Here is a 20,359-nt window from a genome sequence, read left to right on the forward strand (position 1 = left end):
CCGACTTCACCGTGCGTCAGGTGATCTGGCGCAGCAGTCCGACGAACTGGCGCAGTTCTTCGCTCCGTTGCGGAGTCAACGGCTCCGGATCGAAATGTGCGATGTGATTGCGGATGTCGCGCACCCGGTCGAGCTGGCGTACGAACTGGACGCGGTCCACGCCGGTCCAGCCAAGGGTCTGCCAGTTCTGATCGGCCGCAGCGCACAGCGCTTCCTTGCGCTGGCCCTGTTTGTTGCGTTGGTCGCCATCCAGCAGCATCACGTACTGTCCGAACATGAGGTCCGCGATCTTGCCGGTCTTCTGGTCGTTGCGTTGAACTCCTCGAATGGCCTCTTCACCCAGCTTGGCGCCGAGGCACTTGCGCAACCGGAACTCGATCTCCCCGACCACGAAGAACGGCCAGGCTGTGACGTCGAAACGCTGGGTGATGTCCGCCGCTGTGACGATGCCGCTGATCTGTCCGCTGCTCGCCCTGACCAATACGTAACCGTGCTGGCAGATGGCCGGGAGCACAGAGAAGAAGTCGTCATACGCATGGACGACCGGCGGGTCCTCCACGATCGCGTTGGCGAGGGCGGCCTCTTCCCCCATGGCGTACACCTTGGTGACCGAACGCCAGGTGACCACGCCAATCACCTTGTACTGACCCTCCAGGACCGGGACCTGGGAGTAGTTGTGCGTGTGCATGATGTACGTCGCCTGGGTGAGTGCCTCAGCAGCCGTGACCGAGGCAACCCCGGCATGCGCACAGGGCAGGTCGCCGATCCGCAGCGGATGCTGCGGCATAGCTCCTGGCAGGAGGCCCGCCTCGTCCTCATCGTCCTCGCCTGCGGGCTCGTCGGCGGCTGACTCCCTGGCCACGATGAGGACCTCGGACCGACTGCCGCATGTAGCGAAATACGGGACGGTCGACAGGCTGACATCCTTGAGGATTCGCTCGATGTGCAGAATTGCCTGATCGTTCCGAAAGCGGGTGTTGAAAAGGGCCAGCAGGTCGACGAGTGGGATGCGCTGGCCTTTGAGTGCCAGCAGTTCGTCGTCCGAAGGTGTCCGGAGCACGACCAGGTCACCCGACCTTCGTGTCGCGGAAGACGGTGCGCTTGCCCATGGCCGACATGACCAACTCGAGCAGTTGCTTGGACCTGCTCTCGTAGAACTGCTCGAAATCGCCCGAGTGCAGGGCGGCCGGGTCGATGAGATGGGTGCCGATGACGTCGTCGAACCACTCGGGGCGCATCCCCGACTCGAGCGCGAGCGTCTTGAGGTAGCCGGCGGGTGATCCCGTCATACTCTTGCTGGCCCGGAGCGACAGAGGCGTCTTGTTGATGATCGAATTCGCCCTGTTGCTGTAAGATCGGCTGTGCTTGTCGATCCAGGCCTTGGGGAAGATCTGGCGCACTTCGACGCTGTACTCGGCCAGGCGAGCCGCGTTCAGTGGCGCCTCGGTGAAGTACCAGTCCACCGCTCCCTGCTTGACCAGGAGAGCGTAAACCCCCTTGTACGCAGCGCTGTTGCGGGTGCTGAGGGTGTCGAGCCGGTCGTCCAGGAAGGCTGCCTCGGCAATGGTGTCGGGGACAACCTCCGTATTGCCCTGAAGCCGTTCGATGAGCTGCTCCACGTCGCGGGTGAAGCGGCTCTCCGTCGAACCGCCGTACATTTCCCCGAGCACACCGCACCAGTACCACTGAGTGAGCAGTTCGTCGGCCTCCACGGTCTCGGTCTGCTCGCCCAGGATCGTCCGTACGGCGGCCAATGGTACGAGCTGGGTGCGATACGGCAGATCGGGGGCACGCACGATGCATTGCTGCTCCAGGAAGGCCCCGACCCACTCGAAGGCTTCCGCCACGCGCGGAGCCAGTCGGCTGAAGTCGGTGAGCGGCAGTTCCAGCAGGTCACGGCGCTTGCACGAAACGGCGGCACGTGGCTCCTGACGCTTGCGCTCCCAGGTTCGGACGAGCGCCACGGCCTGCAGGAAGTCACTGCTGCTGAGCCCGTCCTCGACGCCGGCCTCCATGCGTCCGAACACCGGGTATGACGACGTGAGGCCCTTCTTGATCTCCAACCAAACGTCGGGGAGTTTGTAGTAGTCGCCGTGCTCGGCCACGTACTGCTGATTGCCCGCGTAGGTAGCCGTCAACAGCTCAAAGACGTTGAGCGGCACTCCACCGGTGTTCACCCGCTCGAACACGGCACAGACCGCATCCATGGTCGTGGAGGCAGCAAGCTTGATCATCGGGACCTGGAACGACTGCATGCGGTTGAGCACGTGCATCTGGAACTGTCCCCAGTGCGCCCAGTTCGTGACGTCGACCTTCACATACTCCTGGTGCCAGGCGTTCACTCGCTCTGTGTCGAAGACGAAGTGGAGGGGAAAGTAGCCGGCCGCGCACTCACCTTCGACGGTGCTCAGGTCGATGAGGTCCCTGCGGTTGAAGCCGGTCTTGAGGATCTTGTCCTCGGGCACGGACACGATGGCGTCGTCACGTTCGGCCGGTGGCCCGATGGCCTTGGCGATGTCGACGTAGTACCAGCGCCTCAGCTCCTTGCCCCGAGCGTCCACCGTCTCCACCGGGCGATCCCGGTGCAGGGCCTGGAAGAGGGAGGTCAGCCGCTGCTGGCCGTCGAGCAGCAACAGATCGGGCACCCGGCCTTCCGCGTCCTCGGCACCCTTGAGTGTCCGGGTGCGGAACAGTGAGGTGCCGTTGGTCTGCAGCGCCATCACCACCCCAAGCGGATAGTCGAGTGTCACCGTAGCGATGAGTGCCCTGATGCGCTCGTCGTCCCACTTCCACTCACGTTGGAAGTCGGGGAGCTGTAAGGCGCCGGAAGCGACGTCCGCCAAGGCGTCACTGAGTTTCAGACTGTCGAGTGCCACGCTGTGTCTTTCCGTCTGGGACCGAACGCTGCGTCACCGCCTCATTACGACGGTGAACATGCCATTGCATCAACGGGGTTGGCGACAGTCAAGGCATTCACCGAGACCGCTGCCACAGGCCGGCTCAAGCGATCCCGGTCCAGCTCTCGACCCGTCCGTGCCGCAGTCCGACGCGGTGGAGTGTCGTCCGTTTTCGTCCTGCGCCTCTGTGGCCTCAGGCCGATGGGAGACTGTCTGGGTGAGTACAGACAGCCCTGGTCGAAACGGACCCGTCAGTGCTGCCCGCCGCCGAGACGTGATCGATGCGCTGCGCCGGGGAGCAGTTCCTGAGAGCGGGCTCGATCTGCTGGCCACTGGCCTGGATCGCTTCCAGAGTGCACTGGACGCCGAGCTCGACGCCGTGGCGTCGGGCGCGTCGGTGTTCAAGGCCGTACGCGGCGAGTACGGGTCGGGCAAGACCTTCTTCGCCCGGTGGCTTGGGGAGCGGGCCAAGCGGCGCAACTTTGCCGTCGCCGAGATCCAGGTCTCGGAGACCGAGACTCCGCTGCACAAGCTGGAGACCGTCTACCGCCGCCTTACCGAGCGGCTGGCGACGCCCGGATTTCCCCCGAGCGCGCTCCGGCCGGTCGTGGACGCCTGGTTCTACGCCCTTGAGGAGGACGCCCTCGCCGAGGGCGCGTCCGAGGATGACCTCCCCGCACAGGTGGAGCGGTTGATGACCGCACGACTCACCGAGGTGTCCCGGCACGCTCCGTCGTTCGCGACGGCCCTGCGCGGTTACCGTGCGGCCCTCGAGTCGGGAGACGAGGCCACGGCCTCCGCCGTCATGGCGTGGCTGGGCGGACAACCGCATGTGGCCGCGGCGGCCCGCAGGTCAGCCGGGGTACGCGGTGACCTCGACCACTTCGGCGCCCTTGGGTTTCTGCAGGGGCTGCTCACCGTGCTGCGGGACTCCGGGCACACAGGACTGTTCGTCGTGCTGGACGAGGTGGAAACCCTGCAACGGGTTCGGTCCGACGCCCGTGACAAGGCATTGAACGCACTGCGTCAGCTCATCGACGAGGTGCACTCCGGACGCTTCCCCGGCCTCTATCTGCTGATCACCGGCACGCCGGCGTTCTACGACGGCCACCAGGGCGTGCAGCGTCTGGCTCCGCTGGCCCAGCGGCTGGCCACTGACTTCACAACCGACCCGCGCTTCGACAACCCACGTGCCGTGCAGCTCAGGCTGCCGGGCTTCACCCTGGACTCGCTGATCGGCCTGGGGCTGACCATCCGGGATCTGTATGCGTCCGGGTCTTCGGCGGCTGAGCGGGTCAAGGAACTCACAGACGACGTATACGTCGCCGACCTGGCCAGAGCCGTCGGCGGGGCACTGGGGGGCAAGGTGGGGGTGGCGCCTCGTCTGTTCCTCAAGAAGCTCGTCGGCGAAGTCCTCGACCGTGTGGACCAGTTCGAGGACTTCGACCCCCGCAAGCATTACGCGCTTACGGTGAACGCCTCGGAACTGACCGAGGTCGAGCGCAACGCCGCGGCAGTGGGCGGCGCTGATGATGTCGAACTGGACCTACCGTGAACGACGTGGCGCCCGACCCGATGGACCTGCTTCACCCGGGGTTGGTCCACCACGTCGTGAACACCCTGGGCTGGCCTCGCCTGCGAACCCTCCAAGAGGAGGCGATCACCCCTCTGACAGACGGGGCGGACGCCGTACTGATCGCCCCCACCGCAGGTGGGAAGACCGAGGCCGCGTGCTTCCCTTTGCTCTCGCGGATGGCGCAGGAGAAATGGGACGGCACCTCAGTCCTTTACGTATGTCCGCTGAAGGCGCTGCTCAACAACCTGCTGCCGCGGCTGGAGACGTACACCTCGTGGCTCGGGCGCACAGCCGCGCTCTGGCACGGCGATGTCACGCAGTCTCGCCGCAAGCGCATCCTGCGTGAGCGGCCGGATGTGCTGCTGACCACTCCCGAGTCTCTAGAGGCCATGCTGGTCAGCGCCAACGTCGACCACCGGGCGTTCTTCTCCGGGCTGCGGGCGATCGTCGTCGACGAGGTGCATGCTTTCGCGGGCGACGACCGTGGGTGGCATCTACTGGCCGTGCTGGAACGGCTGGAGCGGGTGGCCGGGCGTCCGCTGCAGCGGGTCGGCCTTTCCGCGACTGTGGGTAACCCTGACGAGCTACTCACCTGGTTGCAGGGAGCCAGAGCCGGGCGGCGCACGGCGCGGGTTGTCGCCCCGCATCTGAAGGAGAAGGTCCAGAAACTGCCCCCACCCGGGGAGGTCCAGCTCGACTATGTGGGGTCCTTGGCCAATGCCGCGACGGTGATCGCGGCGTTGCACCGGGGCGAGAAGCGTCTGGTCTTCTGCGAATCACGCAAGCAGGTTGAGGAACTCGGCGCGTCGTTGCGCGCAAAGGGCTTGACCACTTTCCTTTCGCACGCGTCGCTGTCCGCAGACGAGCGGCGGCGGGCGGAGGAAGCCTTCGCGGAGGCTCGCGACTGCGTGATCGTCTCCACCAGCACCCTGGAACTGGGCATCGATGTCGGCGACCTCGACCGGGTCGTCCAGATCGATGCACCAAGCACCGTGGCCTCGTTTCTACAGCGACTGGGCCGCACCGGTCGACGCCCCGGATCCAGCCGCAACTGCCTGTTCCTCGCCACCGACGATTCGGGCCTCCTGTCCGCGGCGGCACTGCTACTGCTCTGGTCCCGCGGCTGGGTAGAGCCGGTCATCGCTCCTCCGGAGCCCCGGCACATCGCCGCGCAACAGGTGCTGGCGCTCTGCCTCCAGGAGCACCAGGTTGGTGACCGGCTGTGGCAGGAATGGTGGGGAGGCCTGGGTCCGTTCGGCCCTTCCGCCGAGCCGATCGTTCGCCACCTGGTCGAGGAGGGCTACCTGGACCGGGACAGCGAACTGCTGTTCATCGGCCCTGAGGCCGAAAAGCGGTTCGGCTACCGGCACTTCATGGACCTCACAGCGGTTTTCACCGCCGCCCCGGAGTTCACCGTGCTGTCCGGCCGCACCGAGATCGGCACCACAGATCCCGTGCTGCTCACGGACGAGGTCGTCGGCCCTCGCCGACTTCTGCTCGCCGGCCGCAGTTGGCAGGTGACGTACATCGACTGGTCGCGCCGCCGCTGCTTCGTCGAGCCGGTGGAGAGTGGTGGGCGGGCACGCTGGGGTGGTATCGGCCTGATCCGCACCGCGTCCTACGAGCTGACACGGGCGGCGCGCGACATCCTGCTCGGTGCTACCCCGCCTGTCAGGCTCACCCGCCGTGCCCAAAGCGCCCTCGCTCGCGTGCGTGATGAGAGCGCCGAGCTGGTGTACCCCGACGGCACCGTCATCATGCGCGGAGGCCACGACACGAATGTGCGGTGGTGGACGTGGGCGGGCTATCGCACCAACGCCACCCTGGCCGCAACCCTCTCCAGCATCGCCGACCCTCTGCAGCGTCCTACGGACACCTACGTCCGACTGCGCGAGGACATCACCCCCCAAGAATGGAGAAAGGCCACAGCGCACGCCGCCGACCACTTGTGCCTCCCGGCAGTGGATCCCCGTGCGCTGGCAGGACTGAAGTTCAGCGTGGCTCTTCCGCCGCGCCTCGCCGAGGCGACACTGGCAGCCCGGCTTGCCGACCTGGACGGTGCCACCGCTTTGCTCCGCGAGACCGTCAGGTTCACGACCAGATGATGGAAAGCATGTACACGCGTGAAGGTCGTCAGCATGGACGAGCCAAACGTAGCCGCAGGCAGCCGCTACTTGCGCGCGATCGAATACCCCAGGCAGAAAGCCGGAAATCCTGCCGCAGGGAAAGGGCACCAACCACGTCGAAGGCACAGCCAGCAGACGAGTCGGGCTGTACGCCGGGTTCTGTCGCCCGGTCGCCTCGCGGCGGCCGGGGAGACGGCCATCCATCTAGGGCCGATGTTGCCATCGACCTCGTGCGGTCTACCCGGGGACTCGGGCGGGCAGCCCTCGAACGTCCCCGCAGGAGCACCGAGGCGCTCCCTTTTGACCTTGCTCCGGGTGGGGTTTACCTAGCTGCTCAGGTCGCCCTGGGCACTGGTGGTCTCTTACACCACCGTTTCACCCTTACCCGGTGCCGAAGCGCCGGGCGGTCTGTTTTCTGTGGCACTTTCCCGCGGGTCACCCCGGGTGGCCGTTAGCCATCACCCTGCCCTGTGGAGCCCGGACGTTCCTCGGGAAGGCCCCTGAGGGACTTCACGCGGCCGTCCGCCCGGCTCGTCTGCCGTGGGGACCATGTTACCGGGGACTCGGTGCAGGATGGTTCGGCGGTCATGCGAACCGGGCCCGCCGTGGCCAGTACCGAGCCCGCCAGAATCAGGGTGAAGGCCACGACGATGGTCGCCGTCAGCGGCTCGGACAGGAAGATCGCGCCCGCTGCCACCGCTACCGCCGGATTGACGTACGTGAACACCGTCGCCCTCGTCGGACCGGCCTCCTTGATCAGCTCCAGGAAGGCCACGAAGGCGACCGCGGTGCAGACCACGCCCAGGGTGGCCAGCGCGGCCAGGACCGAGGGGGAGGGCATCGCCGACGGCCAGGTCATGGCCGCCGCCGGGGCGTAGACCAGGGCCGCGAGGGCCAGGCAGGGGGCGATGAGCTGGAGGGTCGGGACAGCTTTGAGGTAGCGCGCGGCGATCAACGGGGCCGTTGCGTAGCCGATCACCGTTATCAGCACCTCGGCCAGGGAGCGGGCGTCGCCGCCGGTCAGGTGCGGGACCGTGAGGACTCCTACGCCGGCCAGGCCCAGGCCGAGCCCGATGACGCGCCGCACTCCCAGGCTCTCCGTTTCGCCGAAGAAGCGGGCCAGGGCCACTCCCACGATCGGGACGCCCGCGATCAGCAGGCCCGCTGTCGAGCTGGACAGGTGGCGTTCCGCGTCGGTCAGGGTCCACCAGGGGCCGATGATCTCGATGCACGCGAAGGCCAGCATCGGGTGCCAGTGGGTGCGAACGGTGGCGGGCAGGCCGCCCTGGCGGATCGCGAAGGGCAGGAGCAGGGCCGCGCCCAGCGCGCAGCGCGTGAACACCACCATCGACGGGGACAGCGGGGCGTCCACCGCCACCTTGATCAGCAGGTAGGGGATGCCCCAGACCACTCCCATCAGGGAGAACAGAAACCAGCCGCGTGCAGTCATGCGGCCATGCTCGCCACGTCAGCGGCGGCCGTCTTGAACGCTGTTGCGGTACGCCGCCGGGGTGACCCCGAGGACCCGCCGGAACCAGCGGGTCAGGTGCGCCTGGTCGGCGAAGCCCACCAGGCCCGCGACCTCGGCCGGCCTGAGTCCGGATTCCAGTAGTCCGCGGGCCCGGTGTACCCGGTACTGCGCCAGCCAGGCGTACGGGGGTATCCCCACCGTCGTACGGAAGGCTCGGAGGAGTTGGTAGCGGGACAGGCCCAGAGCGGTGGCCAGTTCGGCGAGGGAGGGGGGCTCCAGGAGGTCGTCGGCCAGGCGGTCCCGTACCGCGTGGGCGGTGTGGGCGGCGCCCGGCACGGTGTCGTTCGTCGCGCGGGCCGTGGAGTGTCGGCGGGTGAGGGCCGTCAGCAGCCACGGGAGGCGGGACTCCGTCTCCAACGGGTCCGGGCAGGCGCTCAGTTCGGTGTGGGCGCGGGCGAGGGCGGTGGCGAGTTCGGGGTCGTCGAGGAGGGGTTCGCGGAAGTACGGGAGGCCGCCGCCAAGCGTGCCTTCGGCGAGGAGAGAAGGGTCGGGGTACAGGGCGCGGTAGGCGTAACCGCCGTCGGCGGCTGCGGGGCGGCCTGTGTGCATTTCGCCTGGGGCCAGGACGACGATGGAACCCGGGCCCGGGCGGAGGTGGTCGCCCCGGTAGTCGATGACCTCGGAGCCGGCGACGCAGATGCCGATGCTGAACTGCTCGTGGGTGTGCGAGGCGTAGACGTGGCGGTCGAAGCGGGCGGTCAGGAGGTCCAGCGGGGGGCCGCAGCGGCCCAGCCGTGTTCTCGTCCACAGTGCCTGTTCCGCCACGGTCCGTCCCCCTGTCCGTCTTGCTCAGAGGGTGCAACGCCGTGGCGGTCAGAGAAAGTCCGCGGTCTCCAGGTCGAAGGAGAAGGGGTCGGGCAGAGTGAGCGGCTTGCCGAAGGGGCGGGTGCAGTGTTCCCGGTAGTCGTCCTTCTCCGGGTCGCTGAACAGCGTGACCGACGACGTCTCTCGGTCGACGAGCAGGTAGAGAGGGATGCCGCCGCGGGCGTAGCAACGCCTTTTGGCCTCGCGGTCCGCCTTGGGCTTGGTGGACGTCACCTCCAGGACCATGACGACTCCGTCGCAGGGCATCCAGCAGTCGGCGCCGCGATAGAGGCGCAGTCCCTCGGGGGCGAACGTTCCGTCCGGGATCACGTGGTCCCTCGGACAGCCGCCTCCGCTTTTCAGCTTCAGCCCCTTGTTCCCGGAGAACTGCATGTCGGTCCCCGAGCGCCTGTACACCTGGCCCACGATCAGCCCGATGCAGTCCTCGTGATCCCCGTCCGGCGGCGGCGTCACAACGATCTCCCCCTCGATCAGCTCCGCCCGGAAACCCTCCGGCGTGTCCAGGGCGAGGAAGCCCTCCAGCAGGACCTCTTCCTGCGTGAGCGACTCGTGGGCCATGGCAGTCATGTCACGCCCCTCCTTCTGTCGCTCGCCAGACTGGGACATCGGAAGATCACCTGTCCGAGAGATCGGGAACCGTTCCTTCGATCGTGGCACACGACCATGAGCGACGTCAGTCGACGAGCCCACTGCCGCGATGAGGCAAGAACTCAAGCAGGCACGAAGCGCACCTTCGACGTCTCCGGATCGGACGCGACGACCCTCACCCGCATCCGCTCCCCCAGCGACAGCCCCTCCCCGTCGATCCGGCCGAGGACCGCCGGGGACTCCAACTGCACGGTGCCCACGTCCGGTCGGTGCTCCTCCAGCTCCACCACGCAGCCGTCGAACACCTCCCCCACCCGGTCCTTCAACAGCGCCGCTTCGACGAGGTCGACGCACGCCCGTTCGGCCTTCGCGGCGAGCCGGCCGCCCTCGGACATCTCGCGGGGCAGCGCCTCGAAAGCGGCGAGCACCCACTCCGGCACCGGCTCCCCCGCCACCGCCGCCAGGCAGATCTCCGACGCGTACCGGTCGACCAGGCGCCGCAGTGGGGCAGTGCAGTGGGCGTAGGGGGCGGCCACCGCCGCGTGGGTGGTGAGGGGCGGCAGGGCGCCGTCCCGGAAGACCGTGTAACCCGCGCCCCGCAACAGCGTCGTGCACTCCTGGAGGAACGCCGCGTGGGACGGGACCCCCGTGTCCAGGGAACGGATCAGCGCCGCGTACGAGACATGGTGCGGCCAGTCGATGTGCAGGGCGGTGGCGGTCCGGCGGAGGCGACCCACCGCGCCGTCCGGGGCGGCGGGGAGCGTGCGGAGCACCCCCGTGCCGTACGCGAGCATCAGGTCGGCGGCCGCCATACCCGTGAGCAGGGAGATCTGGGCGTTCCAGCCGTCGGCGGGCAGCGGGGCGCGGTACGTCAGTTGGTAGGAGCCGTCCCGTTCGACGATCTCCTGCTCCGGGACCCGCAACGAGATACCGCCCCGCTCGACCTCGAGCCGTTCCCGCAGCTCGCCGACGACGCGGAGCAGGGCCAGCGGCTCCTCCGCCGTACCCGAGTCGATCGTCCGCTGGACGCCCTCGTAGTCGAGCCTGGCCCGGCTGCGGACCAGCGCGCGGCGGACCTCGGCGGCGGTCGTACGGCCTTCCGCGTCCAGGTCGATCGTCCACAGCGCGGCCGGGCGGACCTGGTCCGGGAGGAGGCTCGCGGCGCCCTCGCTCAGCAGCGACGGGTGCAGGGGGACCCTGGTGTCCGGGAAGTACAGGGTCAGCACGCGCCGGTGCGTCTCCGCGTCCAGCGCCGATCCGGGTACGACGAAGGCGGCGACGTCGGCGATGGCGTAGCGGAGGCGGTAGCCGGTGCCCCGCCGGGAGAGGTGCATCGCCTGGTCGAGGTCGAGGGAGCCGGGTGGGTCGATGGTGAAGAGGGGGATGTCCGTGGCGTCCTGACAGGCCTCCAGCGGAGGCATCCGATCCGCCTCCGCCGTCACCTCGGGCGGGAAGTCCGCGGGCACGCCGAGTTCGGTGCGCAGGGCGGCGAAGGCGGCCCGTAGGGGGACGTCGGTCACACGTATGCGGCGGCGGGGCATACAGCGAGGGTATGCAGATCGGGGCCCGTACGCTGTCCGGAGCTCAACAGAAGGAGATGTTCCGTGCTGGTCCTGCTGCCGCCCTCCGAAGGCAAGGCGTCCTCCGGTCGTGGTGCCCCGCTGAAGCTGGAGTCGCTGTCGCTGCCGGGGCTCAACGAGAGCCGGGAGGCCGTCCTCGACGCGCTCGTCGAGCTGTGCGCCGCCGACGAGGAGAAGGCGCGCGAGGTACTGGGGCTCAGCGAGGGGCTGCGGGGCGAGGTCGCCAAGAACGTCGAGCTGAGGACGGCCGGGGCGCGGCCGGCCGGGGAGATCTACACGGGTGTGCTCTACGACGCCCTCGACCTGGCGTCCCTCGACGCGGCCGCGAAGAGGCGGGCCGCCCGCTCACTGCTCGTGTTCTCCGGCCTGTGGGGCGCTGTCCGGGTGACCGACCGGATTCCGTCGTACCGGTGCTCGATGGGGGTGAAGCTGCCCGGGCTCGGGGCGCTGGGCGGGCACTGGCGTGCGCCGATGGCCTCCGTCCTCACCGAGGCCGCCGGGGACGGGCTCGTGCTCGATCTGCGGTCCTCCGCCTACGCGGCCGCGTGGAAGCCGAAGGGCGAGGTCGCGGGGCGGACGGCGACGGTACGGGTGCTGCACGCGCCGACCCGGAAGGTCGTCAGCCACTTCAACAAGGCGACGAAGGGGCGGATGGTGCGCAGCCTGTTGGCGGCGGGCGTCTCCCCGAAGGGGCCGGCCGAGCTGGTGGAGGCGCTGCGGGAGCTCGGGTACGTGGTGGAGGCGTCGGCGCCCGCGAAGGCGGGGCAGGCGTGGGCCCTGGACGTGCTGGTGGACGAGATCCACTAACCGATACCTGATGGCATTGCAGAGGGCGCAACGGCCTTTGCGTACAGTGCAGCGCTTCGGCAGGATGGCGCCATGGCCTCCTCCTCCCCTGCCTCCCCTGCCTCGCTGCTCGACCTCGCGCCCGTCGTCCCCGTCGTCGTGCTCCAGGACGTCTCGGACGCCGTACCGCTCGCGCGTGCCCTGGTCGCCGGGGGGCTGGCCGCGATCGAGGTGACGCTGCGGACGCCCGTCGCGCTGGACGCGATCCAGGCGATCACGGAGGAGGTGCCGGACGCGGTGGTGGGTGCGGGGACCGTCATCACGCCGGAGCAGGTGCACGACTCGGTGGCCGCCGGCGCGCGCTTCCTCGTCAGCCCGGGCTGGACGGACGTACTCCTGGAGGCGATGCGGGGGTCCGGGGTGCCGTTCCTGCCGGGGGTTTCGACGGCCTCGGAGGTCGTGGCGCTGCTGGAGCGGGGGGTGCGGGAGATGAAGTTCTTCCCGGCGGAGGCAGCCGGGGGGACGGCCTATCTGAAGTCGCTCTCCGGGCCGTTGCCGCAGGCGCGGTTCTGTCCGACGGGAGGGATCGGGGCCGGGAACGCCCCCGAGTACCTGTCCCTCCCCAACGTCGGCTGCGTGGGCGGGACTTGGATGCTGCCCGCGGACGCGGTGGCGTCGCGGGACTGGGGGCGGGTCGAGTCGCTGGCCCGCGAGGCGTCCCGCCTGGGACGGCTACGGCCGCAAGTGTGACGTGTCGTTGAGGAGCCGCACGCTCGCGTTGCCGTCGGCGTAGTACGCGACCGCCGACAGGGAGGCCGCCGAGAGTTCCATGCGGAACAGGGACTCCGGCGGGGCGCCGAGGGCGAGGCGTACGAACGTCTTGATCGGGGTGACGTGGGTGACGAGCAGGACCGTGCGGCCCGCGTACGCCGCCACGAGCTTGTCCCTGGTCGCGGCGATCCGGGTCGCCGTGGCCGCGAAGCTCTCGCCGCCGCCGGTGGGTTCGGCCTCCGGGTCGGACAGCCAGGTGTTCAGGTCGTCCGGGTAGCGCTCGCGCACCTCGCCGAAGGTGAGGCCCTCCCAGGCGCCGAAGTCGGTCTCGATCAGACCGTCCTCGACGGTGACCTCGATGCCGAGGCGCTCCGCTACGGCGGCGGCGGTCTGCCTGGTCCGGGTCAGGGGCGAGGCGAGGATGTGCTGGATCGTGCCCCGCTCGGCCAGGGCTTCGGCGGCCCTCCTGGCCTGTTCCCTGCCGATGTCGGACAGGGAAGGATCGGTACCGCCGCTTCCCGAGAACCGCTTCTGGGGGGTCAGCGGCGTCTCGCCGTGCCGCAGGAGCACGAAGGTGGCCGGAACGCCCATGTCCGCCGGGGCCCAGCCGGGACTGGCCACGGCCTTGGCGGCACGTACGTCGGCCTCGACCTTGGTGGAAGTCACGCCAGAGGCACTCTCGGCGGAGGACAGCTTCCGGACCGAACTCGCGGAACCCCCCGAGTCCATCGCCTCGTTCGCCAGCCGGTCCGCGCGCTTGTTCTGTTCGCGCGGGATCCACTCGTACGTGACCTGACCCGGCGCGAACACCCGCCCCGCCTCCAGGGCGAGCGGCTTCATGTCGGGGTGCTTGATCTTCCAGCGGCCCGACATCTGTTCCACGACGAGCTTGGAGTCCATGCGGACGTGGACGCGGGCCGAGGGGTCCAGGTCATGCGCGGCGCGCAGGCCCGCCAGCAGCCCCCGGTACTCGGCGACGTTGTTGGTGACGACGCCGAGGTACTCGTAGGTCTCGACCAGCGTCTGTCCCGTCGCCGCGTCCAGCACGACCGAGCCGTAGCCGGCCGGCCCGGGGTTGCCCCGCGAGCCGCCGTCGGCCTCGACGATGAACTCCCGCACGCCGCAAGCTCCTTACAGGCCGGACTCGGACGTGCGCACCAGGATGCGCCGGCAGTTCTCGCAGCGCACCACGGTGTCGGGCGCGGCCGCGCGGATCTCGTTGATGTCGGTGATGGCGAGTTCCTGGCGGCAGCCCTGGCACGTGCGCTGGTACAGCTTGGCCGCGCCGATGCCGCCCTGCTGCTCGCGGAGCTTGTCGTAGAGCTTGAGCAGGTCGGCGGGGACGGCGGCGGAGATGACCTCGCGCTCCTTGGTCACCGAGGCGATCTCGCTGTCGAGGGTCTCGAAGGCCGCGTCACGGCGCGCGGTGGCGTCCTCGATCTTCGACTGGACGGAGGCGACGCGTTCGGTCAGCTCGGCGACCCGCTCCTGCGCGGACTCCAGGCGCTCCATGACCTCCAGGACGACGTCCTCCAGGTCGCCCTGGCGCTTGGCGAGGGAGGTGATCTCGCGCTGGAGGTTCTCCAGGTCCTTGGGCGAGGACACGGCGCCGGAGTCCAGGCGCTGCTGGTCGCGGGCGGCGCGCTGGCGCACCTGGTCCACGTCCTGCTCGGCCTTGGTCTGCTCGCGGGCGGTGTCGCTCTCCTCGGTCTGGGCGGCCACGAGCAGGTCGCGCAGCTGGGTGGCGTCCTTGGTGAGCGACTCGATCTCGGCGTGCTCGGGCAGCGACCGGCGCTTGTGGGCGAGCTGCTGGAGGCGGACGTCGAGGTCCTGGACTTCGAGGAGTCGGATCTGGTCGGCGGGCGCGGCGTTCAGTTGGGGGCTCCAGGTGAAGGGGAGTGGCTGGTCCAGGGGTCGGTGACCGTCTTGGAGACGTGCACGCGCAGGTTCCAGCCGTGGCGGTCGGAGATCTCGTCGAGCTGGGCGGCGGCCAGCTCGCACCAGGGCCACTCGGTGGCCCAGTGCGCCGCGTCGAGCAGCGCGAGGGGACTGTGGGCGCGGGCCTCTGAGACCGGGTGGTGGCGCAGGTCCGCGGTGAGGAAGGCGTCGACGCCGGCCGCGCGGACCTGGTCGAAGAGGCTGTCGCCGGAGCCGCCGCTGACGGCGACCGTGCGGACGGTGGCCTCGGGGTCGCCGGCGACACGGATGCCCTGGGCGGTGGCCGGCAGGCGTTCGGCGGCTCGCGCGGCGAGCTCGCGGACGGTCGTCGGGGGGTCCAGCTCGCACACCCGGCCCAGGCCGCGGCGCCCTTCCGGGTCCGTCGGGTCCGGCACCAGCGGCCGTACGACACGGAGGTCGAGCGCGCCCGCGAGCGCGTCCGAGACGCCCGGGTCGGCGGTGTCCGCGTTGGTGTGGGCCACGTGCAGCGCGATGTCGTTCTTGATGAGGGTGTGGACGACCCGGCCCTTGAAGTGCGAGGCCGCCACGGTCGTCGTACCGCGCAGGTAGAGGGGGTGGTGGGTGACCAGCAGGTCCGCGCCCAGCCCCACCGCCTCGTCGACGATCTCCTGGACCGGGTCGACGGCGAAGAGGACCCGCGTGACCTCCTGGTCGGGTTCGCCCACGACGGTGCCGACCGCGTCCCAGGACTCGGCCCGCTCGGCGGGCCACAGGTTCTCCAGTGCGGCGATGACTTCAGACAGACGGGGCACGGGGAAAGGCTACCTGCCTGGTCTGTCCCGCTGAACCCGCGCTGCCCACGGCCGTCCCGCTCAGCACAGTCGCCCCGGTTTCCTCAGGCGAATCGTTCCTGGGCCACCCCTTTGTGTGAAGCGGAAGCCCGCCCGTCCCACGCCTGTGCGTGCGAAAACTAGTTTCGTCGCCGGAGGTGACCGGACGATGACGGCCTGTGCCATCGAACCCGCGGCGGCGAACGAGGGGAACGGGGTGAACGGGGACGGGGACACATCGCGGACGGCGGGCGCTGTCGCCGAGGATGGGGAGACGCCTCGGACGGAGCGCGCGATCGCCGCAGCCGGGCAGACGCCTCGGACGGAGTGCGTGATCACCGTCGACGGCTCGTACGCGGCCCGTCTCGCCCGGGCCGGCGACTCCTGGTTCCCGGAGCGCTGGACCCTGGACGGCCCCGAGCCCTACGCCGTGCCACTGCCCGGCAACCAGCCCGAGGAGCCCGGCACCGAGGTTCAGCCGATGGGCGACGGGCGGGTGCTGATCAGGCGGTTCACGGACGGTCGGCACGCCTTCTCGCTGCTCTACCCGACCGGCCCGCGGACCGGCGAGCTGCCGCTGGGCGCGGTGGAGTGCCCGGAGGAGGGGACGGTCCTGAGGCTGCTGCCGCCGGCGCCGGGCGGGGAGAAGGCGTACGCCCTCGCCGTGGGCCCGCGCTCCAGCGCCGTGTGGCTGGTGGCGGGGGGCGCCTTCGGGCCCGAGCACCTCGCGGAGGTCCCGGGGCGCTGCTCGGGCGGGGTGTGGCTGGACCGGGCCGGGCGGATGCTGGCCCTGGACCGGGAGACGGGCGGGCGGACCAAGGCGGTCGTGGTCGATCTGGAGCGGGGTGGGGAGGTGTCGCCGCTGCTCCAGATCGCCGACGGCAGCGACGACCGGCTGCTGCTGGCCGACCCGGACAGCGGGCTGCTGCTGATCTCCTCGGACGCGCCGTCGCCGGGGTGTGCGCGGCTGGGCTGGGGGGTGCTGGGCAGCACGCTGCCGGTGCGTTTCCCGGAGTGTCTGCGGGTGCCGGTCCCCCAGTCCGGGCTCCGCTCGACCGGGGGCGCCCCCCTCGCCGTGACGCCGTTCGCGATCCAGCCGGGGCAGGTGCTGATGCCGGAGAGCTGCGGGGTGGCACTGCGCGTCGACGGTCCGGCGGGCAGTTGGGTGGGCGTGTGGCGGCCCGCCGCCCGGCAGGTCCAGCATCTTCCGGCGCCCGAGGGGTGGCTGGCGGGTGCCGGGCTGTGGACCGAGGACGGGGAGCTGCTCCTGCCGTACGCCACGGCGGACACACCGTGCGGGGTGGCGCGGTGGGCGGCCTCGGCCGCGGCGAACGGGGCCCCCGCCGGGGAAGCGGAGGGCCCGGGGGGAGCGGGGGGAACGGGGGAAGCGGGGGGAACGGGGGAAGCGGGGGGAACAGGGGGAACGGGGGCGGGGGACGCGGGCCCGGAGGATTCGGAGGGCGTCGGCGCCACGGTCGCGCGGTCGCCCGAACCGGGTCCTCCGGAGCCTGTCGTGGCACGTCCTGTGCCCTTGCAGCAAGCCCCGTTGGGCAATCTTGTAACGAAGTAGTGCCGGTTGGTCCGGCCGCCTGGATTCGCCCCGTGGTGTGCCGGTTAAACTCCCCCCGCTGTAAGAAAGATCATGTTGACGGGGTGAATTACTTCCATGAGCGACGCCAGCACGAACCAGTCGACTGCCGACGTCCAGGAGTCCACGGGCCACGGTAAGCACCGGGGTCCGGTCTCGGTCCAGGACAGCGACACGGCCCCGCGCGGCCGTCACCGCAAGTCGGTCGAGCAGACCGAGGCCGCGGCCTGAGGGCAGACGGCGACACACGGCCCGCTCCTTGCAGTTCCGGGGAGCGGGCCGTTGCGTGTCTGCTCCCTGTTCCGCATCCGTGCCGGCTCTTCTACTCCCGTCTGAGCCCCAGCACTTCGGCCGCCGCAAAGGTCTCCCCCGTCGGCCGCCGCGCGTAGTGCGGGGTGAGCAGCGCGTCCAGTTCGTCGTAGGTGAACGTGTCCTGCTTGCTGTCGAACTTGGCCTGCACCCGCGGCCGTTCGACGATGACAACCATCCCTCCGTGTACGACGAGAAGCTGGCCGTTGACTCGCTCGGCGGCCGGGGAGGCCAAGTAGCCGACGAGCGGGGCGACGTGTTCGGGGGCGAGGGGGTCGAGCCCCGACTCGGGCTGCTCGAAGCCCGCTTGCGAGAACACGTCCTCGGTCATCCGGGTACGGGCACGCGGGCAGATCGCGTTGGCGGTGACGCCGTACCTGGCGAGCGCGAGGGCCGTCGAGGTGGTCAGTCCGACGATCCCGCCCTTGGCGGCCGCGTAGTTGGGCTGCCCGGCGGACCCGGCGAGGAACGCCTCCGAGGAGGTGTTCACGATCCGGCCGTACACCGGCCCGCCCGCCGCCTTGGACCGCTCGCGCCAGTGCGCGGACGCGAACCGGGTGGTGTTGAAGTGGCCCTTGAGGTGGACGCGGATCACCGCGTCCCACTCGCCCTCGGTCATGGAGAAGACCATGCGGTCGCGCAGGATGCCCGCGTTGTTGACGAGGATGTCGAGCTTGCCGAACTCGGTGATCGCCAACTCGACCAGTTCTGCGGCCTGTTGGTGGTCGGCCACGTCCCCGGTGTGGGCGACGGCCTGTCCGCCCGCGGTCCGGATCTCGTCGGCGACCTGCTCGGCGGGGCCGGCGGAGGCCTCGCCGGAACCGTCCCGGCCGGGCTGCCCGAAGTCGTTGACGACGACGGCGGCGCCGAGCCGGGCCAGCTCCAGTGCCTCGGCCCGGCCAAGTCCCCGGCCGGCGCCGGTGACGATCGCCGCGAGCCCCTCCAGTGGCTGTGGCACGGTCATCGCGGCCCTCAGATCTCGATGCAGGTACGGAGCGAGGTTCCCGTGCGCATCTGGTCGAGCGCCTCGTTGATCTCGCTCAGCGACACCCGGTGGGTGATCAGGCCGTCCAGGTCGACGCGGCCGGCCCGCCACAGGGCGATGGTCCGCTCGTAGGAGCGCAGCACGTCCCCGCCGCCGTACATGGACGGCAGGATGCGTTTCTCGTCGAAGAACAGCTCGAACATGTTGAGCTGGAGGAAGTCGTCCATGGCGCCCGCCCCGACGACGACGAGGGTGCCGCCGCGCCGGGTGGTCTCGTACGCGGTGCGGGCGGTCGTGGATCTGCCGACGACCTCGAAGACGTAGTCGAAGCCCTCACCCGCGGTCACCTGCTGCTTGGCGTCGGCGAGTTCGTCCGGGGAGACGGCCCGGGTGGCGCCGAACCTCAGGGCGGCCTCGCGGCGGGAGGCGACCGGGTCGACGGCGACGATCTCGGCGGCGCCCTTGAGGCGGGCTCCCTGGATCGCGGAGATGCCGACACCTCCGCAGCCGATGACGGCGACCGACGAACCGGCTTCCACGTCCGCAGTGTTGAGCGCGGCCCCGAGTCCGGTGGTGACCCCGCAGCCGATCAGGGCAGCGATGTCGAAGGGCACGTCGTCGGGTATCGGCACCGCGCAGCCCGCGTCGACGACGACCTCCTCGGTGAAGGTGCCGGTGCCCGCGAAGCCGAAGACATCTCCTCCGGGGCGTCGGAAGTTGGGGGTGCCCGCGTTCATGAAGCCTGCCAGGCACAGCTCGGTCTGGCCGCGCTTGCAGGCGGGGCAGACTCCGCAGGCGGGCAGCCAGCAGACGACCACCCGGTCGCCGGCCTTCAAGTGGGTGACGCCTTCGCCTACTTCGAGGATCTCGCCCGCGCCCTCGTGTCCGGGCACGAAGGGCGCCGGCTGCGGGAGGACCCCGCCCATCGCGGACAGGTCCGAGTGGCACAGCCCCGTGGCCCGCACCCTGATCCTGACCCTGCCGGGGCCGAACCCCACCGCCTCGACGTCGTCGAGGACTTCGAGCTTTTCCTGGCCGATCTCGTGCAGTACGGCTGCGCGCATGTGCGGGCTCCCCTCGTACGGCGTGCTGGGTTCAGGAGTGTTCTCAGGCGTGTTCGACGATGGTGTCGGCGAGGACGGGCGCGTCGTCGCGCTCCACGGCACCGACGGCGACCCGGGTGGACTCCGGTGTGTGCCACATCCGGATCCGCAGGGTCTCCCCCGGGTACACGACCCCGGCGAACCGGGTGACGTACGACCGCACCCGGGTCACGTCCCCGCCGAGCAGGGTGTCGACGACCGCCTTGAGCGTGATGCCGTAGGTGCACAGGCCGTGCAGGATGGGCCGTTCGAACCCGGCGACCTTGGCGAACTCGGGGTCGGCGTGCAGCGGGTTCCAGTCGCCGGAGAGGCGGTACAGCAGGGCCTGGTCCTCACGGATGGGGCGCTCCACGGTCCGGTCGGGCTCGCCGGCGGGTGGTTCCAGGCGGGCGGAGGGTCCCCGGTCGCCGCCCCAGCCGCCCTCTCCGCGTACGAAGATCTGGGCGTCGTTGGTCCACAACGGGCCTTCGTCGTCCGCGACTTCGGTCCGCATGACCAGGACGGCCGCCTTGCCCTTGTCGTACACGGCGGCGATGCGGTGGGTGGCGGTCGCGGTGCCCTGGGCGGGGAGCGGGCGGTGGATGACCAGTGACTGGCCGCCGTGCAGGACCTTGGCGAGATCGACGTCGATGCCGGGCATGGACAGCCCGCTGATCACTCCCGGCGATCCCGAGCCCGCGACCGTGGCGAAGCTCGGCAGGACGTGCAGCCGGGACTCCAGGGTGTAGCGCAGTTCGTCGGGGTCGGTGGCGGGGCTCTGTTTGTCGGGACGTGAGCCCGCCCCGATGCCGAGGTGGTAGAGCTGGACGTCCTTGGAGTTCCAGGAGATCTCGCCGATCCGGGGTTCGGCGGCGAGGGCCTGGGCTGCGTCGATGGGCATACGGCTCCTGACAGGGGCTCGGTCAAGACCTCGGTACGGCCGTCCGCACCGTCGGCCGCACCGAGGTCGTCGCGGGCCGATCTAG

At 70.0% G+C, this 20,359-nt stretch carries 17 protein-coding genes, 1 other RNA gene and 1 pseudogene; 6 read left to right on the forward strand and 13 right to left on the reverse strand.

Annotation, left to right across the window (positions count from 1 at the left end):
* Positions 1–16 precede the first annotated feature (16 nt).
* Entirely contained in the window at positions 17–1,060 is a 1,044-nt protein-coding gene (locus tag ABZ098_RS02965; RefSeq protein ID WP_356586592.1) for a CBS domain-containing protein, read from the reverse strand.
* 7 nt (positions 1,061–1,067) lie between these two features.
* A complete protein-coding gene (locus ABZ098_RS02970; protein WP_356586594.1) occupies positions 1,068–2,876 on the reverse strand; it encodes a DUF262 domain-containing protein in 1,809 nt (602 codons plus the stop codon).
* A gap of 238 nt (positions 2,877–3,114) precedes the next feature.
* Here ABZ098_RS02970 and brxD point away from each other — a divergent pair, with 238 nt between their 5' ends.
* Positions 3,115–4,452 (forward strand): BREX system ATP-binding protein BrxD, encoded by a 1,338-nt coding sequence (brxD, locus tag ABZ098_RS02975; protein ID WP_356586596.1) that lies wholly within the window; start codon positions 3,115–3,117, stop codon positions 4,450–4,452.
* 20 nt (positions 4,453–4,472) lie between these two features.
* Complete coding sequence (locus ABZ098_RS02980) at positions 4,473–6,578, forward strand: DEAD/DEAH box helicase (protein WP_356587607.1); 2,106 nt, start codon at positions 4,473–4,475, stop codon at positions 6,576–6,578.
* A gap of 153 nt (positions 6,579–6,731) precedes the next feature.
* Here ABZ098_RS02980 and rnpB read toward each other — a convergent pair.
* The 5 genes and pseudogenes from rnpB to ABZ098_RS03005 form a co-directional block, all read right to left on the reverse strand.
* An RNA gene (rnpB, locus tag ABZ098_RS02985) (RNase P RNA component class A) lies at positions 6,732–7,133 on the reverse strand.
* A gap of 133 nt (positions 7,134–7,266) precedes the next feature.
* Positions 7,267–8,049 (reverse strand): annotated as a pseudogene (locus tag ABZ098_RS02990) (DMT family transporter); the annotation flags it as partial.
* An 18-nt stretch (positions 8,050–8,067) separates the two neighbouring features.
* Positions 8,068–8,895: an AraC family transcriptional regulator gene (locus ABZ098_RS02995; protein ID WP_356586598.1), complete on the reverse strand. Its 828-nt coding sequence runs from the start codon at positions 8,893–8,895 to the stop codon at positions 8,068–8,070.
* 48 nt (positions 8,896–8,943) lie between these two features.
* Complete coding sequence (locus ABZ098_RS03000) at positions 8,944–9,522, reverse strand: Uma2 family endonuclease (RefSeq protein ID WP_356586600.1); 579 nt, start codon at positions 9,520–9,522, stop codon at positions 8,944–8,946.
* 143 nt (positions 9,523–9,665) lie between these two features.
* Complete coding sequence (locus tag ABZ098_RS03005; RefSeq protein ID WP_356586602.1) at positions 9,666–11,084, reverse strand: RNB domain-containing ribonuclease; 1,419 nt, start codon at positions 11,082–11,084, stop codon at positions 9,666–9,668.
* A gap of 63 nt (positions 11,085–11,147) precedes the next feature.
* Here ABZ098_RS03005 and yaaA point away from each other — a divergent pair, with 63 nt between their 5' ends.
* Positions 11,148–11,930, forward strand: coding sequence for a peroxide stress protein YaaA (yaaA, locus tag ABZ098_RS03010; RefSeq protein ID WP_356586603.1), 783 nt, complete (start codon positions 11,148–11,150; stop codon positions 11,928–11,930).
* Between the two features lie 72 nt (positions 11,931–12,002).
* Positions 12,003–12,659 (forward strand): bifunctional 4-hydroxy-2-oxoglutarate aldolase/2-dehydro-3-deoxy-phosphogluconate aldolase, encoded by a 657-nt coding sequence (eda, locus tag ABZ098_RS03015; protein ID WP_356586604.1) that lies wholly within the window; start codon positions 12,003–12,005, stop codon positions 12,657–12,659.
* Here eda and ABZ098_RS03020 read toward each other — a convergent pair.
* From ABZ098_RS03020 to ABZ098_RS03030, 3 genes are read right to left on the reverse strand one after another with little or no spacing between them, the layout of a single operon-like run.
* Entirely contained in the window at positions 12,642–13,799 is a 1,158-nt protein-coding gene (locus ABZ098_RS03020) for a bifunctional RNase H/acid phosphatase (RefSeq protein WP_356586606.1), read from the reverse strand. The two genes, eda and ABZ098_RS03020, sit on opposite strands and share 18 nt — an antisense overlap.
* A 12-nt stretch (positions 13,800–13,811) precedes the next feature.
* A complete protein-coding gene (locus tag ABZ098_RS03025; RefSeq protein ID WP_356587609.1) occupies positions 13,812–14,555 on the reverse strand; it encodes a C4-type zinc ribbon domain-containing protein in 744 nt (247 codons plus the stop codon).
* Positions 14,552–15,391, reverse strand: a complete 840-nt coding sequence (locus ABZ098_RS03030; RefSeq protein WP_356586608.1) for a Nif3-like dinuclear metal center hexameric protein — start codon at positions 15,389–15,391, stop codon at positions 14,552–14,554. Before ABZ098_RS03030 ends, ABZ098_RS03025 begins: the two co-directional genes overlap by 4 nt.
* Before the next feature lie 187 nt (positions 15,392–15,578).
* Here ABZ098_RS03030 and ABZ098_RS03035 point away from each other — a divergent pair, with 187 nt between their 5' ends.
* Together ABZ098_RS03035 and ABZ098_RS03040 are read left to right on the forward strand one after the other, a co-directional pair.
* Complete coding sequence (locus ABZ098_RS03035; RefSeq protein ID WP_356586610.1) at positions 15,579–16,979, forward strand: hypothetical protein; 1,401 nt, start codon at positions 15,579–15,581, stop codon at positions 16,977–16,979.
* 96 nt (positions 16,980–17,075) lie between these two features.
* Positions 17,076–17,228, forward strand: coding sequence for a hypothetical protein (locus tag ABZ098_RS03040; RefSeq protein WP_020116022.1), 153 nt, complete (start codon positions 17,076–17,078; stop codon positions 17,226–17,228).
* Positions 17,229–17,319: 91 nt separating this feature from the next.
* Here ABZ098_RS03040 and ABZ098_RS03045 read toward each other — a convergent pair whose 3' ends face one another.
* Genes ABZ098_RS03045 through ABZ098_RS03055 form a run of 3 tightly spaced genes read right to left on the reverse strand, consistent with a single transcriptional unit; the run spans position 17,320 to position 20,274 of the window.
* A complete protein-coding gene (locus tag ABZ098_RS03045) occupies positions 17,320–18,270 on the reverse strand; it encodes a 3-oxoacyl-ACP reductase (RefSeq protein ID WP_356586612.1) in 951 nt (316 codons plus the stop codon).
* A gap of 8 nt (positions 18,271–18,278) precedes the next feature.
* On the reverse strand, positions 18,279–19,355 hold the full coding sequence (locus ABZ098_RS03050) for a Zn-dependent alcohol dehydrogenase (RefSeq protein ID WP_356586614.1): 1,077 nt from the start codon (positions 19,353–19,355) through the stop codon (positions 18,279–18,281).
* A 43-nt stretch (positions 19,356–19,398) separates the two neighbouring features.
* Positions 19,399–20,274, reverse strand: coding sequence for a MaoC/PaaZ C-terminal domain-containing protein (locus ABZ098_RS03055; RefSeq protein ID WP_356586616.1), 876 nt, complete (start codon positions 20,272–20,274; stop codon positions 19,399–19,401).
* Between the last annotated feature and the right edge of the window lie 85 nt (positions 20,275–20,359).

Origin of the sequence: Streptomyces sp. NPDC006335, from assembly GCF_040612795.1 — a bacterium.
In the GTDB taxonomy this organism is placed as follows: domain Bacteria; phylum Actinomycetota; class Actinomycetes; order Streptomycetales; family Streptomycetaceae; genus Streptomyces.

What these genes read in the sequence shown, in the direction of transcription:
- ABZ098_RS03055 (WP_356586616.1), bottom strand. Translation starts at nt 20,274, where the DNA reads ATGCCCATCGACGCAGCCCAGGCCCTCGCCGCCGAACCCCGGATCGGC.
- ABZ098_RS03040 (WP_020116022.1), top strand. Translation starts at nt 17,076, where the DNA reads ATGAGCGACGCCAGCACGAACCAGTCGACTGCCGACGTCCAGGAGTCC.
- ABZ098_RS02980 (WP_356587607.1), top strand. Translation starts at nt 4,473, where the DNA reads ATGGACCTGCTTCACCCGGGGTTGGTCCACCACGTCGTGAACACCCTG.
- ABZ098_RS03005 (WP_356586602.1), bottom strand. Translation starts at nt 11,084, where the DNA reads ATGCCCCGCCGCCGCATACGTGTGACCGACGTCCCCCTACGGGCCGCC.
- ABZ098_RS03035 (WP_356586610.1), top strand. Translation starts at nt 15,579, where the DNA reads ATGACGGCCTGTGCCATCGAACCCGCGGCGGCGAACGAGGGGAACGGG.
- ABZ098_RS03045 (WP_356586612.1), bottom strand. Translation starts at nt 18,270, where the DNA reads ATGACCGTGCCACAGCCACTGGAGGGGCTCGCGGCGATCGTCACCGGC.
- ABZ098_RS03050 (WP_356586614.1), bottom strand. Translation starts at nt 19,355, where the DNA reads ATGCGCGCAGCCGTACTGCACGAGATCGGCCAGGAAAAGCTCGAAGTC.
- eda (WP_356586604.1), top strand. Translation starts at nt 12,003, where the DNA reads ATGGCCTCCTCCTCCCCTGCCTCCCCTGCCTCGCTGCTCGACCTCGCG.
- ABZ098_RS03000 (WP_356586600.1), bottom strand. Translation starts at nt 9,522, where the DNA reads ATGACTGCCATGGCCCACGAGTCGCTCACGCAGGAAGAGGTCCTGCTG.